The organism is Acinetobacter nematophilus, assembly GCF_026344175.1.
Classification (GTDB): domain Bacteria; phylum Pseudomonadota; class Gammaproteobacteria; order Pseudomonadales; family Moraxellaceae; genus Acinetobacter; species Acinetobacter nematophilus.
In genome coordinates, this window is sequence record NZ_JAPKMY010000001.1 from 191,962 (window position 1) to 209,014 (window position 17,053).

The 17,053-nt window shown below is 37.6% G+C and carries 14 protein-coding genes and 1 other RNA gene; 5 read left to right on the plus strand and 10 right to left on the minus strand.

Annotated elements, in window-relative coordinates; translation table 11 throughout:
- Window positions 1-158 precede the first annotated feature (158 nt).
- From OSH00_RS00960 to OSH00_RS00970, 3 genes are all read right to left on the minus strand, one after another.
- The gene (locus OSH00_RS00960; protein WP_266128860.1) at window positions 159-1,316 is read right to left on the minus strand and encodes a tetratricopeptide repeat protein; all 1,158 of its coding nucleotides are present in this window, start codon (window positions 1,314-1,316) and stop codon (window positions 159-161) included.
- 187 nt (window positions 1,317-1,503) lie between these two features.
- The gene (gene pepP, locus OSH00_RS00965; RefSeq protein WP_266128861.1) at window positions 1,504-2,826 is read right to left on the minus strand and encodes a Xaa-Pro aminopeptidase; all 1,323 of its coding nucleotides are present in this window, start codon (window positions 2,824-2,826) and stop codon (window positions 1,504-1,506) included.
- A gap of 310 nt (window positions 2,827-3,136) precedes the next feature.
- The gene (locus tag OSH00_RS00970) at window positions 3,137-3,769 is read right to left on the minus strand and encodes a UPF0149 family protein (RefSeq protein WP_266128862.1); all 633 of its coding nucleotides are present in this window, start codon (window positions 3,767-3,769) and stop codon (window positions 3,137-3,139) included.
- Window positions 3,770-3,833: 64 nt separating this feature from the next.
- Between OSH00_RS00970 and OSH00_RS00975 the strand changes: the two genes are divergently transcribed.
- The 3 genes from OSH00_RS00975 (at window position 3,834) to ssrS (ending at window position 4,954) form a co-directional block, all read left to right on the plus strand.
- Window positions 3,834-4,385, plus strand: coding sequence for a hypothetical protein (locus OSH00_RS00975; protein ID WP_196074623.1), 552 nt, complete (start codon window positions 3,834-3,836; stop codon window positions 4,383-4,385).
- A 2-nt stretch (window positions 4,386-4,387) separates the two neighbouring features.
- Complete coding sequence (locus tag OSH00_RS00980; protein WP_196074624.1) at window positions 4,388-4,672, plus strand: cell division protein ZapA; 285 nt, start codon at window positions 4,388-4,390, stop codon at window positions 4,670-4,672.
- Window positions 4,673-4,772: 100 nt separating this feature from the next.
- A non-coding RNA gene (ssrS, locus tag OSH00_RS00985) (6S RNA) lies at window positions 4,773-4,954 on the plus strand.
- 264 nt (window positions 4,955-5,218) lie between these two features.
- Here the strand turns inward: ssrS and OSH00_RS00990 are convergent.
- Window positions 5,219-5,425, minus strand: a complete 207-nt coding sequence (locus tag OSH00_RS00990; protein ID WP_266128863.1) for a hypothetical protein — start codon at window positions 5,423-5,425, stop codon at window positions 5,219-5,221.
- A 288-nt stretch (window positions 5,426-5,713) separates the two neighbouring features.
- Between OSH00_RS00990 and OSH00_RS00995 the strand changes: the two genes are divergently transcribed.
- Entirely contained in the window at window positions 5,714-6,052 is a 339-nt protein-coding gene (locus OSH00_RS00995) for a GNAT family N-acetyltransferase (RefSeq protein WP_266128864.1), read from the plus strand.
- A gap of 727 nt (window positions 6,053-6,779) precedes the next feature.
- Here the strand turns inward: OSH00_RS00995 and OSH00_RS01000 are convergent.
- The 3 genes from OSH00_RS01000 to OSH00_RS01010 form a co-directional block, all read right to left on the minus strand.
- Window positions 6,780-9,365, minus strand: coding sequence for a TonB-dependent hemoglobin/transferrin/lactoferrin family receptor (locus OSH00_RS01000; protein ID WP_266128865.1), 2,586 nt, complete (start codon window positions 9,363-9,365; stop codon window positions 6,780-6,782).
- A 139-nt stretch (window positions 9,366-9,504) separates the two neighbouring features.
- Window positions 9,505-10,488, minus strand: a complete 984-nt coding sequence (locus OSH00_RS01005) for a FecR family protein (RefSeq protein ID WP_266128866.1) — start codon at window positions 10,486-10,488, stop codon at window positions 9,505-9,507.
- A gap of 1 nt (window position 10,489) precedes the next feature.
- Window positions 10,490-11,026, minus strand: a complete 537-nt coding sequence (locus tag OSH00_RS01010; RefSeq protein ID WP_266128867.1) for a sigma-70 family RNA polymerase sigma factor — start codon at window positions 11,024-11,026, stop codon at window positions 10,490-10,492.
- 151 nt (window positions 11,027-11,177) lie between these two features.
- On the opposite strand from OSH00_RS01010, the gene OSH00_RS01015 reads away from it, so the two are divergent.
- The gene (locus OSH00_RS01015) at window positions 11,178-11,561 is read left to right on the plus strand and encodes a hypothetical protein (protein WP_420909491.1); all 384 of its coding nucleotides are present in this window, start codon (window positions 11,178-11,180) and stop codon (window positions 11,559-11,561) included.
- Window positions 11,562-11,815: 254 nt separating this feature from the next.
- Here OSH00_RS01015 and OSH00_RS01020 read toward each other — a convergent pair whose 3' ends face one another.
- The 3 genes from OSH00_RS01020 to OSH00_RS01030 form a co-directional block, all read right to left on the minus strand.
- On the minus strand, window positions 11,816-14,143 hold the full coding sequence (locus OSH00_RS01020) for a TonB-dependent receptor (protein WP_266128869.1): 2,328 nt from the start codon (window positions 14,141-14,143) through the stop codon (window positions 11,816-11,818).
- 458 nt (window positions 14,144-14,601) lie between these two features.
- Complete coding sequence (locus OSH00_RS01025; protein WP_266128870.1) at window positions 14,602-16,092, minus strand: surface lipoprotein assembly modifier; 1,491 nt, start codon at window positions 16,090-16,092, stop codon at window positions 14,602-14,604.
- 63 nt (window positions 16,093-16,155) lie between these two features.
- Entirely contained in the window at window positions 16,156-16,914 is a 759-nt protein-coding gene (locus OSH00_RS01030; protein ID WP_266128871.1) for a Slam-dependent surface lipoprotein, read from the minus strand.
- Between the last annotated feature and the right edge of the window lie 139 nt (window positions 16,915-17,053).

Genomic DNA, 17,053 nt, shown 5'->3' on the forward strand with positions numbered 1-17,053 from the left:
AGCTTGCTGAATACTTATAATCTTGATGAATTTTATCTTACATCAAGCGAGATTATTTTAATATTGAAATAGGAAATTGTTGCTTTCATTTGTACTGAATCAATACGTTATTAAAAAATGGGGCAAACAAAAAAAGCCCCATGCAAAACACTACGAAATTACTTGTTCAATTCATCCAAGCGTTTCTGTGCATCTTCATTAAAATGACTCGCTGCTTGGTAGTACCACCGCTTTGCCATTTTGATATCCACCGCAAAACCTCGTCCATGCTCATACATTAAACCCAGTTTATAAGGTGCAGCAGCATGTCTTAGTTTCGCTGCCTTACGGTAAAGAATTGCCGCTTCTTTAAAACTTTGCTCCACCCCTTCACCCAATTCGTACATTTCCCCCAACACAGTCAGAGCATCAGCATTTCCATCAGCTGCAGCTTTAGATATCCATGTCAAAGCGTGTTGGATGTCTTTTTTAATGCCTTTCCCTGTTTTAAAAAGTAACCCCAAATGAAGTTGCCCACAATGATCATTTTGATCAGCAGATTTTTGATACCAATACTGTGCTTTTTCAATATTTTGTTCAACACCATACCCCTGCTCATACATCATGCCCAGTTGATTCTGAGCCAGTGCATCGTCCTTTTCTGCCCGTTTTAAGACTCGGTTATAGGCTGGAATTTTGTTATAATCAATTTTCAATGATTGCTTAACCTTGTAATCACAATCAATCAGATCGAACCCCAAGAAATGTTCGAACATCTCCACCATCAGTACACGGGCCAATCCTGTGTGATACATCGTCTGTTTTTTTGAATTAATATAATAATATTTAAAGTAATTTTCATGATCATCAACATGCACTAATGAAAAATCAAGATCAGTTAGTTTTTCTTTCTTTGTCTTTCCATTTTCGACATATTCATGCTCATAATAGATTGAAAAATCAAGCCATTCCTTTTCAAAATCCTGCGCCTCTCCTTTAAGATACAAATCTTCATCTTCCTCCTGCAGCATTCTTCTGACTTCTTGATTATTTTTATAAATCAGATAGCTGTAACTATCACAACTGTCCACACATTCGAAAAAAATAAACCAATCACTAAAAGGCAGGTCATCAAGTAATTCCTGCCATAGCTCAGGGTGATTATATGCTGAATAAAAAATATCGATATTATCAATAATTACAAAGTTATCGTGTATCAGCTCGATTCGAATTGTGGTATCACTTTCAATAATTTCAACTTCATGTTGCATCCATGTATAAATCACCGTTTTGATTTCTTGGATGTCACCTTGGAATGGAAACACCATTCCAGTCATTCGAGTACCCATCGTTTTTATAATCTTAAGCAAAGTATCAAAGCAACATCATACCTGATCAAGCCCACAAAATGGCTGCATGGATCAGTTTAATTTAGCAAAAAATAAGCGCAATATTTTGAGAATATTGCGCTTATTGAAGCCGTTTCAATGCAATGACTCTGTCAAACACTCCAAATTATGGCATTCAGTTTCGGGATGCCATCAAAGCTTCAATGTCTTCTATGGATTTCACTACATTCTTGGTCAACACCAAAGGTCCTTGTTCGGTGGCTACGACATCATCTTCAATTCGAATACCGATGCCACGCCATTTTTTCTCAACAGTTTCGTCATCTGGTGCGATATATAGACCTGGCTCTACTGTAACCACCATGCCGTGTTCATAGGTTCGCCATTGACCATTGTCATCTTTATAAGTACCAACATCATGTACATCCATACCGAGCCAATGCCCAGTACCATGCATATAGAACTGACGATAACTTTCAGATTCAATAATTTGATCAATATCCCCTTGCATAATTCCAAGATCAACCAAACCTTCAACCAGAATCCGTACTGCGACCGTATGCGGCTCTTTATAGGAATTCCCAATTTGAATCGCTTCGATCGCTGCGATCTGAGCATCTAAAATGATTTGATATAAGACTTTCTGTTCAGGGCTAAATTTGCCATTCACAGGAAAAGTGCGCGTAATGTCCGAGGCATAACATTCATATTCACAGGCTGCATCAATCAATACCAAATCACCATCTTTCAAGGGTTGGTTATTTTCGACATAGTGCAAAATACAGCCATTTTTACCACCACCTACAATACTGTTATAGGCAGGTACGCAACCCTGTTGACCAAAGATATAATTCAATTCGGCTTCTAAAGCATATTCCATCATGTCTGGACGAACACTTTGCATTGCACGTGTATGTGCATCTGCACTGATATTTGCTGCGATTTGCATCAGCTCAATTTCTTCGGCTGATTTATGCAAACGCATTTCATCCAAAATTTGGTCGAGCTGAATAATGTGTGCAGGTACACCAAAACCACGACTGGATTCATGTGCTTTGGCAATCCAATGACTTATTTTGGCATCAAACTCTGCGCGTTGACCAATGCGATAGTACAGTTTTTGTTTATTTAAAATCTTGCTGATGATTTCTTCATCAAGCAGATCTATGGCATATGCCTCATCTGCTTCATAAGCATCAATTGCACCGTCAACTCCCGCGCGATAGCCATTCCAAATTTCCATTTCACGGTTTCGTTCACGGCAAAATAAACTATAAACGTACATTTCACCGGTTTCATCTGTTTCGATCACAGCAACTGCTTGCGGTTCAGCAAAACCTGTCAGATAAAAAAAACTACTGTCTGCACGAAACTTGTAGTCAGCATCTCTATTTCGCATGACTTCCGGACTGGTGGCGATAATTGCAATGCTATTGGGACCCATTTGTTCAGCGAGGCGGTCACGACGTTCCTGAAAATCTGCTTGAGTTAATTTCATTCTCTATTCAGCTTGTCTTTCAGTTCATTAAATCAGTTGGTGAATGTTTAACTTACAGTTTACGCGGGTTAAATGTAAATACAGCTACAGCAATATTTAGTTATTTATCTTAAAACAAAAACAGCAATATTCTCTTCAAGCCAATATGCTGGCTGACCTTAATCTCACCAGTTAAAGCGGCTTTACCTCAATACCAGAATAGATCAACATCCAATCAAAAAATGGCTGATCGCTCCCTCTAAGTTTTAGAGATCAATACAATCAACCATTTGATTAAAATCTGGCAAGACTTAGTCTTGAACAAAAAATTTTAACTTGGACGGTGTGGCGTAAACATTTCGACCACATTATTACTTTCAGATGAGTCGATCGCCTGCTTCATTTTGCTGTGAAAATTTTGCAGCAGAGGGCTTTCTGACACAGGCACTTTTTTTCGTCCCACAGATAATGATACTGGAATCAAGCGAACAAACTCGTATAACTCCTCATAGCTTGCTTCACCTTCCTCATCGTCATCTGACTCATCAAATTCAACAGAGGCTACATCCTGCAGACTTTCAATCAATTCTTGTTCGTCTGCACGAATATGACCGGAAGCCAAGCCAAAACCTAAAACAACACCTGCACACCAGTCAGCCAAAGCTTGAACGCGTTCCGATAATAAATGTCCGTCGTCTGGAAGCATCGGAAGATAGTCCAAATCATCTTCTGCAAGTGCATGTGCGACATCTTCCGTTTCATCTGAGAGGATAGCCAGTGCTTCATCGTCTAATTTTGGAACATCCAACGTCGATAAAATTTGTAACCATTCATCTCGGGTTGGCACTTCGGTAACACAAACTATACCCGTTAATAAGCCATGTAACTCACTCGGGCTTGAAATTTCCTCAATCCCTTTAAAATTCTGGTTCCAATCTGACCAACCTGAAATATCGTCTTGCATTCGCTTATCCAATCTCTATACTTCTGTATATATTACCTTTGATTGCAAATCTGTGCGACCCGTTATGTTAGAACAATTACAGCGTCTACAAACGCATATTGGTGTTTTAAAAACACGAATCGAAACTGTTGAGAAAGAAAATGCATCGCTGTTAAAAGAAAAAGATAACAGTGAAGAGCAGGCTCATGCCCAAATCAGCCATAAAAACAGCATTATTACTCAAAAACAAGATGAAATTGATACGCTGACGGAACAGCTTGCTCAGTTGCAAAATCAATTTCAACAACTGAATACAGATGCCTCTTCTTTGGCTGAACGCTATAGCCGATTAGAAAAAAGCTGTACAGATTTAAAAAATCGTTTTCAGGAAATTTTAGCTGAACGTAATGAATTACGTGTGGTAAAAGAGAAAATGGCAAATGAACAGCGCCACCATTTACAGGATATTAAAAACCTGCAAGATGAGCGTGAACGTTTAATCCAAAAAAATGAACATGCAAAGACCAAAGTTGAAGCAATTATTCAACGTCTTTCTATTTTAGGCACTGAACAAGATCATCACGCGCAAGAAATTCAACAGCTTGCTCATCCGTCAGAATCTAATGAGGAAGTATAAATATGTCTGAGCATGTAACGGTAGAATTACGATTAATTGAACAAACCTTCCGTTTGGGAACAACCACGGATAAGCGGCATGAGTTAGAGCGTGCAGGTCAGTTATTAAATGATAAATTCCAAGAATTTCGCCGTAAAGCACCCAATGTTGAACATAATAAGTTGGTGATCATGGTTGCATTGGAGTTGATGCAGGAAGTGTTGAGTATGAATAAAACGTTACAAGAATACGCACAATGCGAACGTTTATTAGAAACAATGCTTGAAGATGTTGAAAAAGCGGGGTAATCCGCTTTTTTTTCGTGCGGTTGATTCTATTTTTTACTCTATATTTATAATTTGTGACCTTTGACGATTTGCCACAAAGCTCAGATTATGTATACTTAATACAACTCTGGGGTGTTTGCCAGTACGTCTATTCCCCTGCCGATACTTAAACTTATGGATGTGTTCTGTATATTTTGAGTGTATGCCCACCGCGAGTGGGAAACCCAGTAAGTGTACGTCACGTCCACCTTGAACTCATCGGGTTCAGGGTAACGACCATGCAGCGGCATCACCGGAGTACTTTATTTAATTATAAAAATTAATGCTCAAATTTGTTATGCTCAATATTTATATCATCGTTGTAGTACCCTAGAATATCATCTTATATATCTATACCATTAGTTATACTGCCTTCTTTAGCGCTATTATCGATATCATATTGAATAAAACTTAAAGGTTTTATTGTTCAAATAAAATTTAACGAATAAATAAAACTACAACTCAAATTCCCAACAACCAAAGTGTAATCACTCAGTCAAATCATTCTCCAATATTCGATTCAAAAAATTATTTTTTCTCCTGAATTGTCTCCAAATCTGATCTAAATTTTTGGAGATTATGCTGCAATTCAAAGATGTGGCTTAAAGCTTTTCCGATCAGTAGAATATTTTCTCTGTGCTCTAGATCAGGGACTTCTTGAATCTGTTTGGGGATACTGTCCAATTTCAAAGCAATTTCACTTAAATCGGAATAAATAGTTTCTAAGGTACTCATCTAGGATCTCTGATTGAAAGATTAGCTTTTGATCTATAGTCAACTAAAAATCAAGTTTTAAATGCTGTTTCTATCTTTCTAGAATCATGAGTAATGTTCAACAAATAAATTCATTCTTTTTTTAAAGTTGATCATCTACAGATAAATCTAATCATGTGAAATATTGTTATAGTGCTTAGAAAAATGACAAAGTAGATGAAGAAAATGTTAATTCGCCTCGCCAATGAAGCCGATATCAAAGATTTAATCTCAATCGATAGTGTTGCCTCACAGGAACCTTAGCGCGTATTGCAAATTCACGCTTGGTGTACAGAAAGTACCTGCTTCCTCGCTGAGAAGGATGGAGAAATCATGGGCTATGGCGTATTAAATTACCATTTCTTTGGTTGTGGATTTATTGAAATGCTCATGGTGGGAGAGCGCTATCGTCGCAGTGGTACAGGACTTAATTTACTGAATGCATTAATATCCAAATGCCAACATCCGAAGTTGTTTACCACCACAAACCAGTCTAACTTTGCTATGCAGCGCTTGTTGCTCAATTCTGGATTTATCAAGAGTGGTCAAATTGAAAATCTTGATGAGGATGATTCAGAGATCGTATATTTTATTCCGATTCCTCAATAATCTGATTTTAGGCAATTCTATTAAACGTGCGTATTAAGCATAAAATCACTCTCCTTCTCAATGGAATTGTTTTGTTTGCTTTATCCTAACTCAGGTCCATTGAACTGAGTTAGGATAAAGCTAGAATGGCGCGATCAAGTGATTGATACAAAAAAATTTGTCTAAAAATTTAGTATTCGCTGAATCATTTAAACTACAATGTAACTACGAGCGTGATGGACTTTAAGAAGAAAAGTCTTCCAGAAATTTAACCTCATGTTAGAAATCAGCAGTGAGCATTTGCTATTTTTATCTGGTTCCTATGCAATATTGCATTCACAAGACTCTTAATATTTTTAATCAGCAATGATCACATAAAAAACCCACTTGATGGAGTAAAGTGGGCGATTAAAACTGCATGTAGAGTTGAAGCACAACCTTCAGCACTATGATGTGAATATGACAAACAAAACTTTAAAATTCAAGTTTGTTTTTATCGATTGGTAAAATTTTATGATCATTTAGTAACCGATATGTAATTTAAAAAATATAATCAGTAATTTGGTTATAACTAGAAACAGGGGGCGTATCATTTCACTTGCTTGCAACGCTAATGGCTCATCAGCACTTAAAACAAATAATCGCGTCCATCCATCTACAACAAATAAAATATAAGTAGCTCAATGTTCTATCAAACGCATGAGCTACTCATGATGAATGATCTATGTTAAAAACCCAGTCTTTAGATTTAGAACTTTTGAGAAATACTGAATTTGTAGTCTCGGCCTGTACCTGTCATATATTCACCCAAATACATTTTATAGTCTCGATTAAACAGATTATCGATCGAAAAGTTGAGTGTTGGTCCTTTGTCTCCCACAGGTTGCCAGTCTGCATATACACCATGCAGGGAATATCCTTTGGTTTTAGGCAAAGAGAAAGAAGACGCTGCAATCGACTTATCATTATCAGATAAACTTCTGTCTTGAGCAGCAACAAAAATCCCTCTCCACCCCATCGTTAAATGATGTTCAGGAACATTTACCCCTAATGTTGCAGTGGCTTTTTTAGGTGGAATATCCACCATCCATGTTTTTTGATCAAACCAAGGATTTACAGGCGAGTGATCGCGTTGCCCACGAATATAGGAGTAGGTTAAACCTGCAAACCAAGTGGGTTGGTTATAGAAAACTTCAGCTTCATAGGCTTTGATGGTGTAGTCGGTAACATTTCGATAAAAACCATGATTGTAGTTACCATTACAGTCTTTAACACTCCCCTCTCCAGTATTGGCATTATTTTCAGCTTGGGCTTGGCAAAAAGTTGAACGGTTTCGGAATATTTCATCAGACCCACGATTACGGTGATAGGTTAAACGTACTTGTAGGTGATCATCTGTGCTGAACAAATCATCAAAGTTCATTTCATTGCCCACGCGAATCGCCAGCATTTTTTCAGGAAGTAAGTAACGACTAGTGGATGGAACCGTGGTTGCTACTGACTGCACATAATACTGTTCATCCACACGAGGGGCACGCCAAGTCTTACTGACATTGGCAAACCATGTCAGGTAATCGGTCTGTTTCCAAGACATTGCCAAACGTGGTGACCAACCTGTATAAGTCTTACTTGAGTAATCATGACCAGCTTTTGGATCATTATAACGCGGTGCCCGATTGGGTTTCCCTGTATTTTCGATATGATCATAACGTAATGAAGGCGTGATGATCACATTGTTGAATTGATATTGATCTTCCACAAAAGCGCTCAACATTTGTTGATCACCTGTTGGCATATAGTTCGGCTCATAATAGCCAAAATTATAATCAGGCTTATTCACATTGTTTTTATCAAAAATCAGGGAATTCTGTTCCATCTTTTGATATTGCGTGCCCACTTTTAACTTGTGTAAGCCGAATTTTGTTTCAATATCACTGATGTTACTGAGTTTAAATGCCGTATTGGTATAAGTCACCCAGCTTTCGTTGCCTAAGAGTGCAGCTGAACCATTGACACTGGGTAGTCTTAGATCATGCTGATAGGTTTTTGAATATGAAGCCACAGCTTTTAGATTCAAATATGGGTTATCCGCTGGATTAAATTCATAATTTGCTGAATAGCTGGTATCTTGCTGATCACGGTAAACCAAGCGCCTTTTCCAAGCTTCGTCATAGCCATATTTTGCAATATCAGCCTGTGTTGGTACAGCATCCTGATCACGCATGGCGGCAAATGGCTCCCAGCCTTCATGTCCACTGCGCATCGCATTGACTGAAATTTTATGCCCATCCGCAGGATAAAAATTAAGTTTTGCCAAGTAAGTTTCTTGCTCTTGAGCAGAATATAGGAATGTACTGCCATCTGGACGTTTGACATTACCACTGTCCCGATTGGTATAGTAAAACAAGCCGTCCGCGACACCATTATCAGCCTTGCCATATACAGCCCCCGTATAGGTATTCTGACCGTTATTTGAATAGCGGGAATACTTTAAAAATGCCCCAACATTTTTATTTTCATCGAGCAAATCCGTCGCATCTTTGGTTTCTAAGGTAACCTTCCCACCAAAACCACCGTTTCCAACTTCAACATTATGTGGGCCTTTGTCCACAGTAATTTTCTTTAAAATTTCTGGTTCAATAAACACAGATCCCTGACGATATTTATCAAAACTTTTTACGGAATCATCCAAAGTAATCGGCACATCTGCTACCCCGCCCATTCCTAGGATATTAATGGTTTGACCACCGGGACGTGGAGAACCAGCAGAACCGACACTGGGCATATTGTCTAAGAGCTGTGCTACATTGTTGGCCTGATAACGATCAATTGCTTTTTGGTTTAAAACACTTTGTCCAAACTTAATCGTATCTTTCTGAACTGCTTCAACCACAATCGGCGTCATCTGATAAATCTGGTTTTGCCCATTCTGATTTGAAGGCAGATTTTTTTCTGAACTTACTTTTACATGGTTCGTTACAGGGGCACTTTCAACACTGGGCTTTTCCGTTAATACATAGCCAGCTGAAGTTTTTTGGATTTGAAAGGGGGTATTTTGAACCAACATTGTAAATATCTGGTCTAAGGTATATTTACCTTTGATACTTTTAACCTGATAACGATTGGTTTTGTTGGAATCAAGCAATAATGAGACATTGGCTTGCTGTGCCACGCTGTTTAACGCTTGGGTGAGTGAACCGCTTTGCACCTGATAGAAAGCGGTTGGAGTTACTCTTTCTGCATAAATCTGTGTACTGATGACTCCCATAGACAAGGCTATGGCAGCGGTCAATGCAAGTGGTTTTATGGCATTTCGATATAAAGACTGAGACATTTTAAAGCCACCTAAAATCAAATGATAATCATTCACTTCATTCAGTTAAAAAAATATGTGTTCTAACTTATATGACGAAGACCATCAGGAAAAACCGCAATGAATTATTTTTTTTAGATTGAATCATTGAATTCAGGAATTATTCTGTACTTATCGTAATTACATATTGACCTATTTTTTTGATTTTCAGCGGATATTGCATTGCTAAAAGCGCAAGAGTCTTTTCCAAATCTTGTTGGGTATTAATCACACCACTTACTTTGTATTGCTCGAGGCTCGCTCGGTTGAATATTAAATATTGGTGGTGGTAACGCCCCAAACGGGTAAGTAAATCTGACAGGGGTAAATCATTAGCTAAGATTTGCTGTTTCTGCCAAGCAAACGCTGTTGCAGCAATATTTATGTCTGAAATCTGGCTTAAGCCTTGAGAACCTGCGGTGATATTTTCACCTTGCTGAACCACCTTAGACACATGATTTGACTGTAAGGCCGTCGCCTCGACTTTAGAATGCAACATACTCAACACACTGTGCTTTGGATATTGATAGACAATGAAGCGTGTTCCTAATGCTTTATAATCTGCCTGAGGTGTGTGGATGATAAGCGGTCTATTGGGATCTTTGGCTACATCGATGTAAATATCACCTTGTACTAGGTCAATTTGGCGCTGATCTGCTTTGAAATTCAAATTGATTGCAGATTGTGCACCCAAAGTCACCTTAGAGCCATCATCCAAGGTAAATGACTGCATTTCGCCTGTATTTGTTTTTAAATCAGCGGTATAGTAAGAGAAAGTTGTAGAGTGATAGGCAAAATATGACACTGTTCCAACGCTCAAGCAGAGTACAAAAACTTTAGTAAATAATTTCAAGATTTGCGCTTTACTTTGCTGGCTTACATGCATTGAATGTTGGACATTTTGACTGGAAATGCCATGCGTTATTGAAAACTGTTGCATCGTTTCAGAAAAACTGAGCATTTCATCCAATTGATCCTGATATTCAGGATATTGACTACGCCAAAGCTCAAATTCAATCTGAGCCTGACGGCGCTCCTCTTGATCATCCGCATTTAAGCGAACAACCCACAACGCCATAGCTCTACGCAACTGCTTAATGTTCATCTTACTCCCACTCAAGCAGATTGTTTTTTGCTTCATAACAGAGTTGTAAACATTCAGCTAAATACAGTTGTGTACTACGTAATGACCGTCCAATCGCTGTTGCAACCTCACTTTGGCTATAGCCTTCAAAATAATACAGAATAAATGCCTTACGAATCAGTGGCGTTGTGTTTTGCAGGGCTATGCTTAAAAAGTCTAAAATTAACACCGCTTCTTCAATTTGATGGGTTGACAATGCACTTTCATGTTCATCGACCTGTTGCTTTAAACTCTCTATATAATTTTGTTCCAAAATATAACGGCGGTGCTTATCAATCAGTAAATGTTTGGCGACATTGACTAGATATGCTCGAGGTTCTTGAATAGAAAATAACTGTTTCGTTTGCAATAGTTTGACAAAAGTATCTTGAACCAAATCGGCAGCGCTAAAAGGATATTTGATCCTTAAACTTAACCAATGACGAAGCCAGTCATGATGATCCAGATACATGTCTTGCAATAACTGCTGGCGTGATGGGGTGGTGGGAGTCTGGATCATAAGATGAATTTTATAAACAAGAATAATAATAATTATCGTTTACATAAAGAATTTTGTAAATGCTCTATCCGACAACTTTTTGTCCTTTAAAGAATGGACTTTTCTTTAAAATTAATTGATAATGATTATCAATTGCATTATTTAGAATTTGGTGAATATTGTGGAACAGCCTACTCTAGCAACGGAAGCCATCCGAGCATTTTTCACACTACAATGCTGTTGGTTAAATAATGAAGAAATTTATTTTGAAAAAGGTTGTTTACATTGTGGTTCTGCTGCCACCTATCTAATCTACTTTACCAATACACCAATTCAAAACTTATTGCTTGATTTTATTCAAAAATTCAACTGCCATAATAGTCGTAAACTTGATTTACTCGATCTTTTAGACTTTGAAGAACAATACAATGATTTTCTACAAGTCTTGGAAAGTGCGGTCAATCGTTATGCTCGACAATATCAAAATCGCCCTAGAGCACTTGCATTTGAACAGGTGGATTCTATTTTCGAGCGAGAAGCTGCAGTTGCATGTTAAACCGTAGCGTTCTCAAGCGTTTCAAGATGCGTCAGTACTCTACTCGATCCACTGAGTTTCAACTGTGCTACAAATAGTTGAACTGAATAACAATACCCTGCTCTGTTCCGTTAATTGAAAAACAATATGAAAAATAAAGCATCTTGAAAAAGCCTCTTCCTTTTGGAGAGGCATAGATATCGGTTGTCATATATTAAATTCAGTTTTAACAAGATTGAGAAAACAACCCCTCTCAACCAGATCAATCAAGCCAATTAAATTTTTATATTCACACCCACTTGAAAGCCACGTCCAGGAAGCGGTGCAATATATTTTAACGGCGAGTTTTGTGGTCTTGCATCTTGGTTCAGCAAATTTGAGCCATTTAAAAATATGTCCATACTGGTTTTTTGTAGTTTAAAGTGTTTTTGAATTTGAAAATCCATCAGGTTATATGCAGGCAAGGGTATTTCTTCAGACACACTTTTCCCCAAATACTGAGGTTTATCATAATAAATACTCGATAGTCGCGCAGACCAATCATTGTTCACCCATTCGACACTCATTCCATAACGGTTGGTTGGCATATTGGGTAAATAATTTCCGTCATTAAAAAGACTGAACTGATTTGGATGAAGATTCTTATTTTTAACAAAATCGGCAAATGCTGATACGACAACTGAGCCATAGGTATTTAATTCAACTTTTTGTTTTAAATCAACTTCAAAACCTGTGATTTCTGCGTCTGTTTGTGTCCAATACTTAAGCGGCAAACGGTTTTGAGTCTGTACACCTGAATGTGTTAAGTATAAGTAGTTGTCATACTTCATTTTATATACTGTGGCTGTTAAATTAAAATTTTGATAATTCAACAAACCTGTTAGTTCAAGGTTTTTAGACTTTTCCGCTTTGAGTTTTTGATTGCCTTCTTCCTGCAACATGATGGAATAATGCGCACCACTCGCATAAAGTTCATTAATTTCAGGCGCTCGCTCTGAAACCGAATAACGTAACTTTAAGCCCAATAAATCATTATATTTTAAATAGGATCCAAAGCTATAACTGTCTAAATCAAACTGAGTATCCTTTAACTGACTATTAGGTGAGTTTCGTGCTGTTTTAAAATCACTTTCTTGAATTCGGTGTTCAACTTTTTCAGTACGATAGCCTGCATCTAGTTCCAACCAGTTAAAGTCTAATTTTTCCTTGATAAATACAGCTTGTGTCTGGGTATTGATATTGGGCAGATAGCGTAATTTACCTTGCCCCTCTACTTTGCGATCAATTTGGTTTAAACCGATAAAACCATTCCAAAACGCCATTGGTTGATGTTTAAGCAATAATTCGGCTTGTTGTGTGTCAAATCTATACTGATTGGCCATGCCTGTACCGAGATACTCAGCAGATGTATTGATTGTTTTACTGGCATTGAACTGAATCTGATTGAGCAGTAATGGGCTAAAGTTAAATTCACTGGCAAGTGAATACTTTCTTTGATCCGTTTTAACCCCTACAGGGATGCTTTCGCTGGTCGATTGAAAAGATTTATTTTCAAGAGAAAAGCCCGGAACACCATATTCACTTTTCTTCGAATCAGCACTAAGTCCAATGTATCCATGATCTAGAAAATAAGTTGATCCAACTGCAAAATGTTGGTTGTCTAAGTAACTGTTTCCAAGTTTACCGCTATAGTTCGGGGTGACGTCCTTATTAATTTTATTTTCTGTAAACTGCTTGGTATTGGGTACATAGTCGGGATTTGCAGGATTGGTATAAGTTTTTCCACTCCATACGGATGTTGGCTTATCTGTATAAAAAGAGAATGTGCCATCTGCCCAATCAGGATTTTCTGTCATGAACTGGTCGATATAAGGTTGAGATGCTTTGTTATACACCTGCTGAATTCGTGCTTCTTTCTGGCAAGCATCTGCTAAACCTGTATTTACCCCACCTGTTGCAGGAAATATTGCGCTATCACAGAGTTTTGCCTTACTGTCACCCGGAATTTTATATGCCGCAATATCTTGTGTAGAAAATAAAAAATTGGTCGAAAAATTCTTTTGGTTATTTAAATTTAATTTAAAGCCCTTTGCATCAACATCATTCCACCCCTTTTTTGCCACAAGTTCCAGTTCAGTTTTTTTTTCAGGAAGAACTTGATCAATAAGCCCTGTATCAATGTCCACACTCCCTCCGATGGCATTTCCGCCGTAACGCACTGTATCAGAGGATTTATTGACGGTAATTGATTGGCTAAACAATGGATCAAATGGAATATTGATATTACCGCTAATTGCATTCATCCCATAAAGAGATTGACCATTTTCCAAAATCTGTATTCGGTTTCCACTTAAACTGCGAATCACGGGCGCTCCGGCATTTGGACCAAAAGCACTACTTTGCACTCCTGAAACTTGTTTTAAGGCATCTCCTAACGTTTTATTGTCAGCATTTTTATTTTTAACAACAACAAGATCTTGTTTCAAAAGATCTTTTTCTGCATCTACCCGAATAATGGGTAAAACATTTAATTCTTGAGTATCCAATGCATATGCAGGAAAGATAGGTAAAGAAATCGCAATAGCTAAACTATGACGGCGCACGATAATATGTCCAGATTGTAATTTAATGTTATGTTATAACATTACATTTAACTATTCAACGACAATAAACTTAATGATTTCTGTAATAAACAAGACTAAAGCCCAAATAAAAAAACATAAGCTATTGATAAAATTAAATTATAGATATACAGCTGGTAAAAATAATGATCATTATTTTACCCTTATGATCGATTTAACTATTATTGGTATTGATGAATCATAGAAAAGTTTTCATTTTGAAGGAACAAATAGAAATGTCACCCTCAAAACAGGTATTCGGGGCGATGTACAGTGCACATTTTCCACTTAAGCAAAAAGGTCTTTTTAGGGATATCGCCCTGAGATATCTCAGGAACAAATCTATTTAATTTAAATACAAGATTTGAAATTATAGTCATGCAAAACCTATCCTCATATAGATTCATTTTATAAGATCGCACTTCTATACAGCATACAGCCTAAAATCGATGCTCTAATTTTAAACTAATATTATGTTTATCATAGGAATACAACCACTCTACATTGCTGTTATTTTGATTATATTGATAGGTCAGATTAGGTGTTAAACCATAAAAAGACCAACGGGGAGCACTAAGAATCAACGTATAGTTTTGTTCAAAATCATGCCGTCTAGCTTCTAAAACAGGCGTAAATTTATCAAATTGACGCCAACGAAAAGAACTAAACAAATTGGCGTTAAAGCCTGAACTAAAGTTTTTGGATAGCCCTAAACGTATGCCCTGCTGTTGGTATGCTGTAAAATATTGTTCGTGGGTGTTATGGTCGACAAAATCCAGTCCGCCAAATATGGTCCAATTTTTCGGTAAAATTTTCCAAAAGGTTGAATAGAGTGAATATTCCAAACCATCTTGACCTTTATATTGAGAATAGCTCATATCTTTCATTTCAGCTTCCAACTTGACGGCTTTGTCGTTGGAGATAAAACGCATCCATTCGCCTCTTAATCCATAAGCGTCATAGAGTGAATCATGGGCATAGTATTTATGTTCAAATACGGGGGCAATGAGGACTTGGTTACGTTCGTTGTAATAACTATAGCCCGCATTTAAATTAAAAGTTAATTCATTATAATCGGTCTGTTCTGGATAAACTTGACCATAAAATAAACCACGTAAGGCAATACCATGTTGTCCAGAAAGTGACCACCGTTTGGTTAAGGTTGCTTCATAATCCAAACCTTGTGCACTGATCGCATCTGGCGTTCCACGCTTCACTTGTTCAACAGGCACGACTTCTTTCGTGTTTGGGTCTATACCATAATAGGTAATGATGTCATATTTATCGGAAGCGTTGTTGATATTGCTGGCATAACGTGAACCAAAGGCCAGTGAACCATGCCATGCATCTCGCTGTTTAAGACCATTGATATACATTTCTACAGTTTGACGAATACCTTGAGCAGCAGGATCTGTTAACAGGTTCAATTGAGATTGAATCTGCTGAAATAACTGTTGACCTTGCTGATTTTTTTGTTGTTCAGTATAGACACGAGCCAACTCAAGTTGAGTCATTAAGTTATTGGATTGAATCTCTAAACTGTGTTTTAGTTTGCTTTCAGCTAAACTTAAATTTCCCTGCGTGCGTGCCATGACACCTTCAGCAAATTCCGTCAATGCCTGATCATAATTTGGAAAATTTTTATATTTTTCAAGATAACGTAAAGCGACTTGCCATTGTTTTTGCATCACTGCCAAATAAAGCGCATAAGCAACTTCTGCGGGTTCATCCTTCACCATATATTCCTGACCTTGTATGATCAGATTCGGTAATACTTGGTCTTTTTTGGGATCATCTGATTTGAGTAGTTTCTTATCATTTTGATATTGCTGCTGACTAATTTCCTGATTTAACCTGATACTGGTATCATCTGCTGCATAGACAGATTCTCCACACAGTAATACAACGCCAAGCAATACTATTTTTTTCATTGATCACCCTACAAAAATAAAAAAAGAAAGACTTAGCAAAGTAAGCCTTTCTCATTTAAATCATTATTTCTTACCACCAAATGCAACGTCAGAGGCTCTATTACCAGCAAATGTTGCAATACCTGCTAAGCTGCTTTGACTATTATAAAACTGACCTGAAACAGCACCGCCAGAAGGTCCACCTGTCCAAGATGCATTTGAACCACTAATCGTTGCATCATTATTAATTGTTGCAGTACCTAAATTAAAGGTACGTGAACTGTCACTCAATGAACCCGTTAACTGTTTGGTTGCAAAGTTTGCAGTAAACGTACCTGACAACAAATTAGAGCCATTATAATTATTGACACCTTGAACGCTATAATTTGCAGTACCTGTAGACGGTACGCTGGTATCCGCATCTTTACCGTTGTAATAAACAGTATGTGTTGCTGGATCAACTGTACCTAGACGGTTTCCACTGGCATCTTTGGCTTCGGCATTCCACTCACCAAACCAAACGTCTTGTGTAGGCACTTGTTTATAGTTGGCATAACCGATAGCAGCATGTGTTGGCGGAAGACCAGGTAAATACGGGTTTAAGCGCACCACACCATTGCCATCTGCATAGCCGTTAAAACCTGAGAATGCAACAACTGCACCGTTATAAAAGTCTTGGATTCCGAAACCTACACCCGAGTTTGGATGGTTTGGCCCAAGTGAACCTGTAGCTGCGACCTCGATTTTACTGCCATCACTCGACTCACCGACTATAGCTGCCTGAGCAGCACCCACTAAACCAATAGATAGTAAAACAGCCAATGAGATAGATTGAAGTTTCATTTTAAGTACCTCGATATGAGTTTAAAGTTTTATCATTAAGAATAAAAATAAAAAACTTAATGATTATTATTTAAAATAAAACATGTGCTGCACTGATTTTAATTTTTCAATTTAAGTGTAAAATCAAGGAGTACCTGTC

What these genes read in the sequence shown, in the direction of transcription:
- OSH00_RS01010 (WP_266128867.1), bottom strand. Translation starts at nt 11,026, where the DNA reads ATGATCCAGACTCCCACCACCCCATCACGCCAGCAGTTATTGCAAGAC.
- OSH00_RS00970 (WP_266128862.1), bottom strand. Translation starts at nt 3,769, where the DNA reads ATGCAAGACGATATTTCAGGTTGGTCAGATTGGAACCAGAATTTTAAA.
- OSH00_RS01025 (WP_266128870.1), bottom strand. Translation starts at nt 16,092, where the DNA reads ATGAAAAAAATAGTATTGCTTGGCGTTGTATTACTGTGTGGAGAATCT.
- pepP (WP_266128861.1), bottom strand. Translation starts at nt 2,826, where the DNA reads ATGAAATTAACTCAAGCAGATTTTCAGGAACGTCGTGACCGCCTCGCT.
- OSH00_RS00975 (WP_196074623.1), top strand. Translation starts at nt 3,834, where the DNA reads ATGTTAGAACAATTACAGCGTCTACAAACGCATATTGGTGTTTTAAAA.
- OSH00_RS00980 (WP_196074624.1), top strand. Translation starts at nt 4,388, where the DNA reads ATGTCTGAGCATGTAACGGTAGAATTACGATTAATTGAACAAACCTTC.
- OSH00_RS00990 (WP_266128863.1), bottom strand. Translation starts at nt 5,425, where the DNA reads ATGAGTACCTTAGAAACTATTTATTCCGATTTAAGTGAAATTGCTTTG.
- OSH00_RS01005 (WP_266128866.1), bottom strand. Translation starts at nt 10,488, where the DNA reads ATGAACATTAAGCAGTTGCGTAGAGCTATGGCGTTGTGGGTTGTTCGC.
- OSH00_RS01000 (WP_266128865.1), bottom strand. Translation starts at nt 9,365, where the DNA reads ATGTCTCAGTCTTTATATCGAAATGCCATAAAACCACTTGCATTGACC.
- OSH00_RS01030 (WP_266128871.1), bottom strand. Translation starts at nt 16,914, where the DNA reads ATGAAACTTCAATCTATCTCATTGGCTGTTTTACTATCTATTGGTTTA.
- OSH00_RS00960 (WP_266128860.1), bottom strand. Translation starts at nt 1,316, where the DNA reads ATGACTGGAATGGTGTTTCCATTCCAAGGTGACATCCAAGAAATCAAA.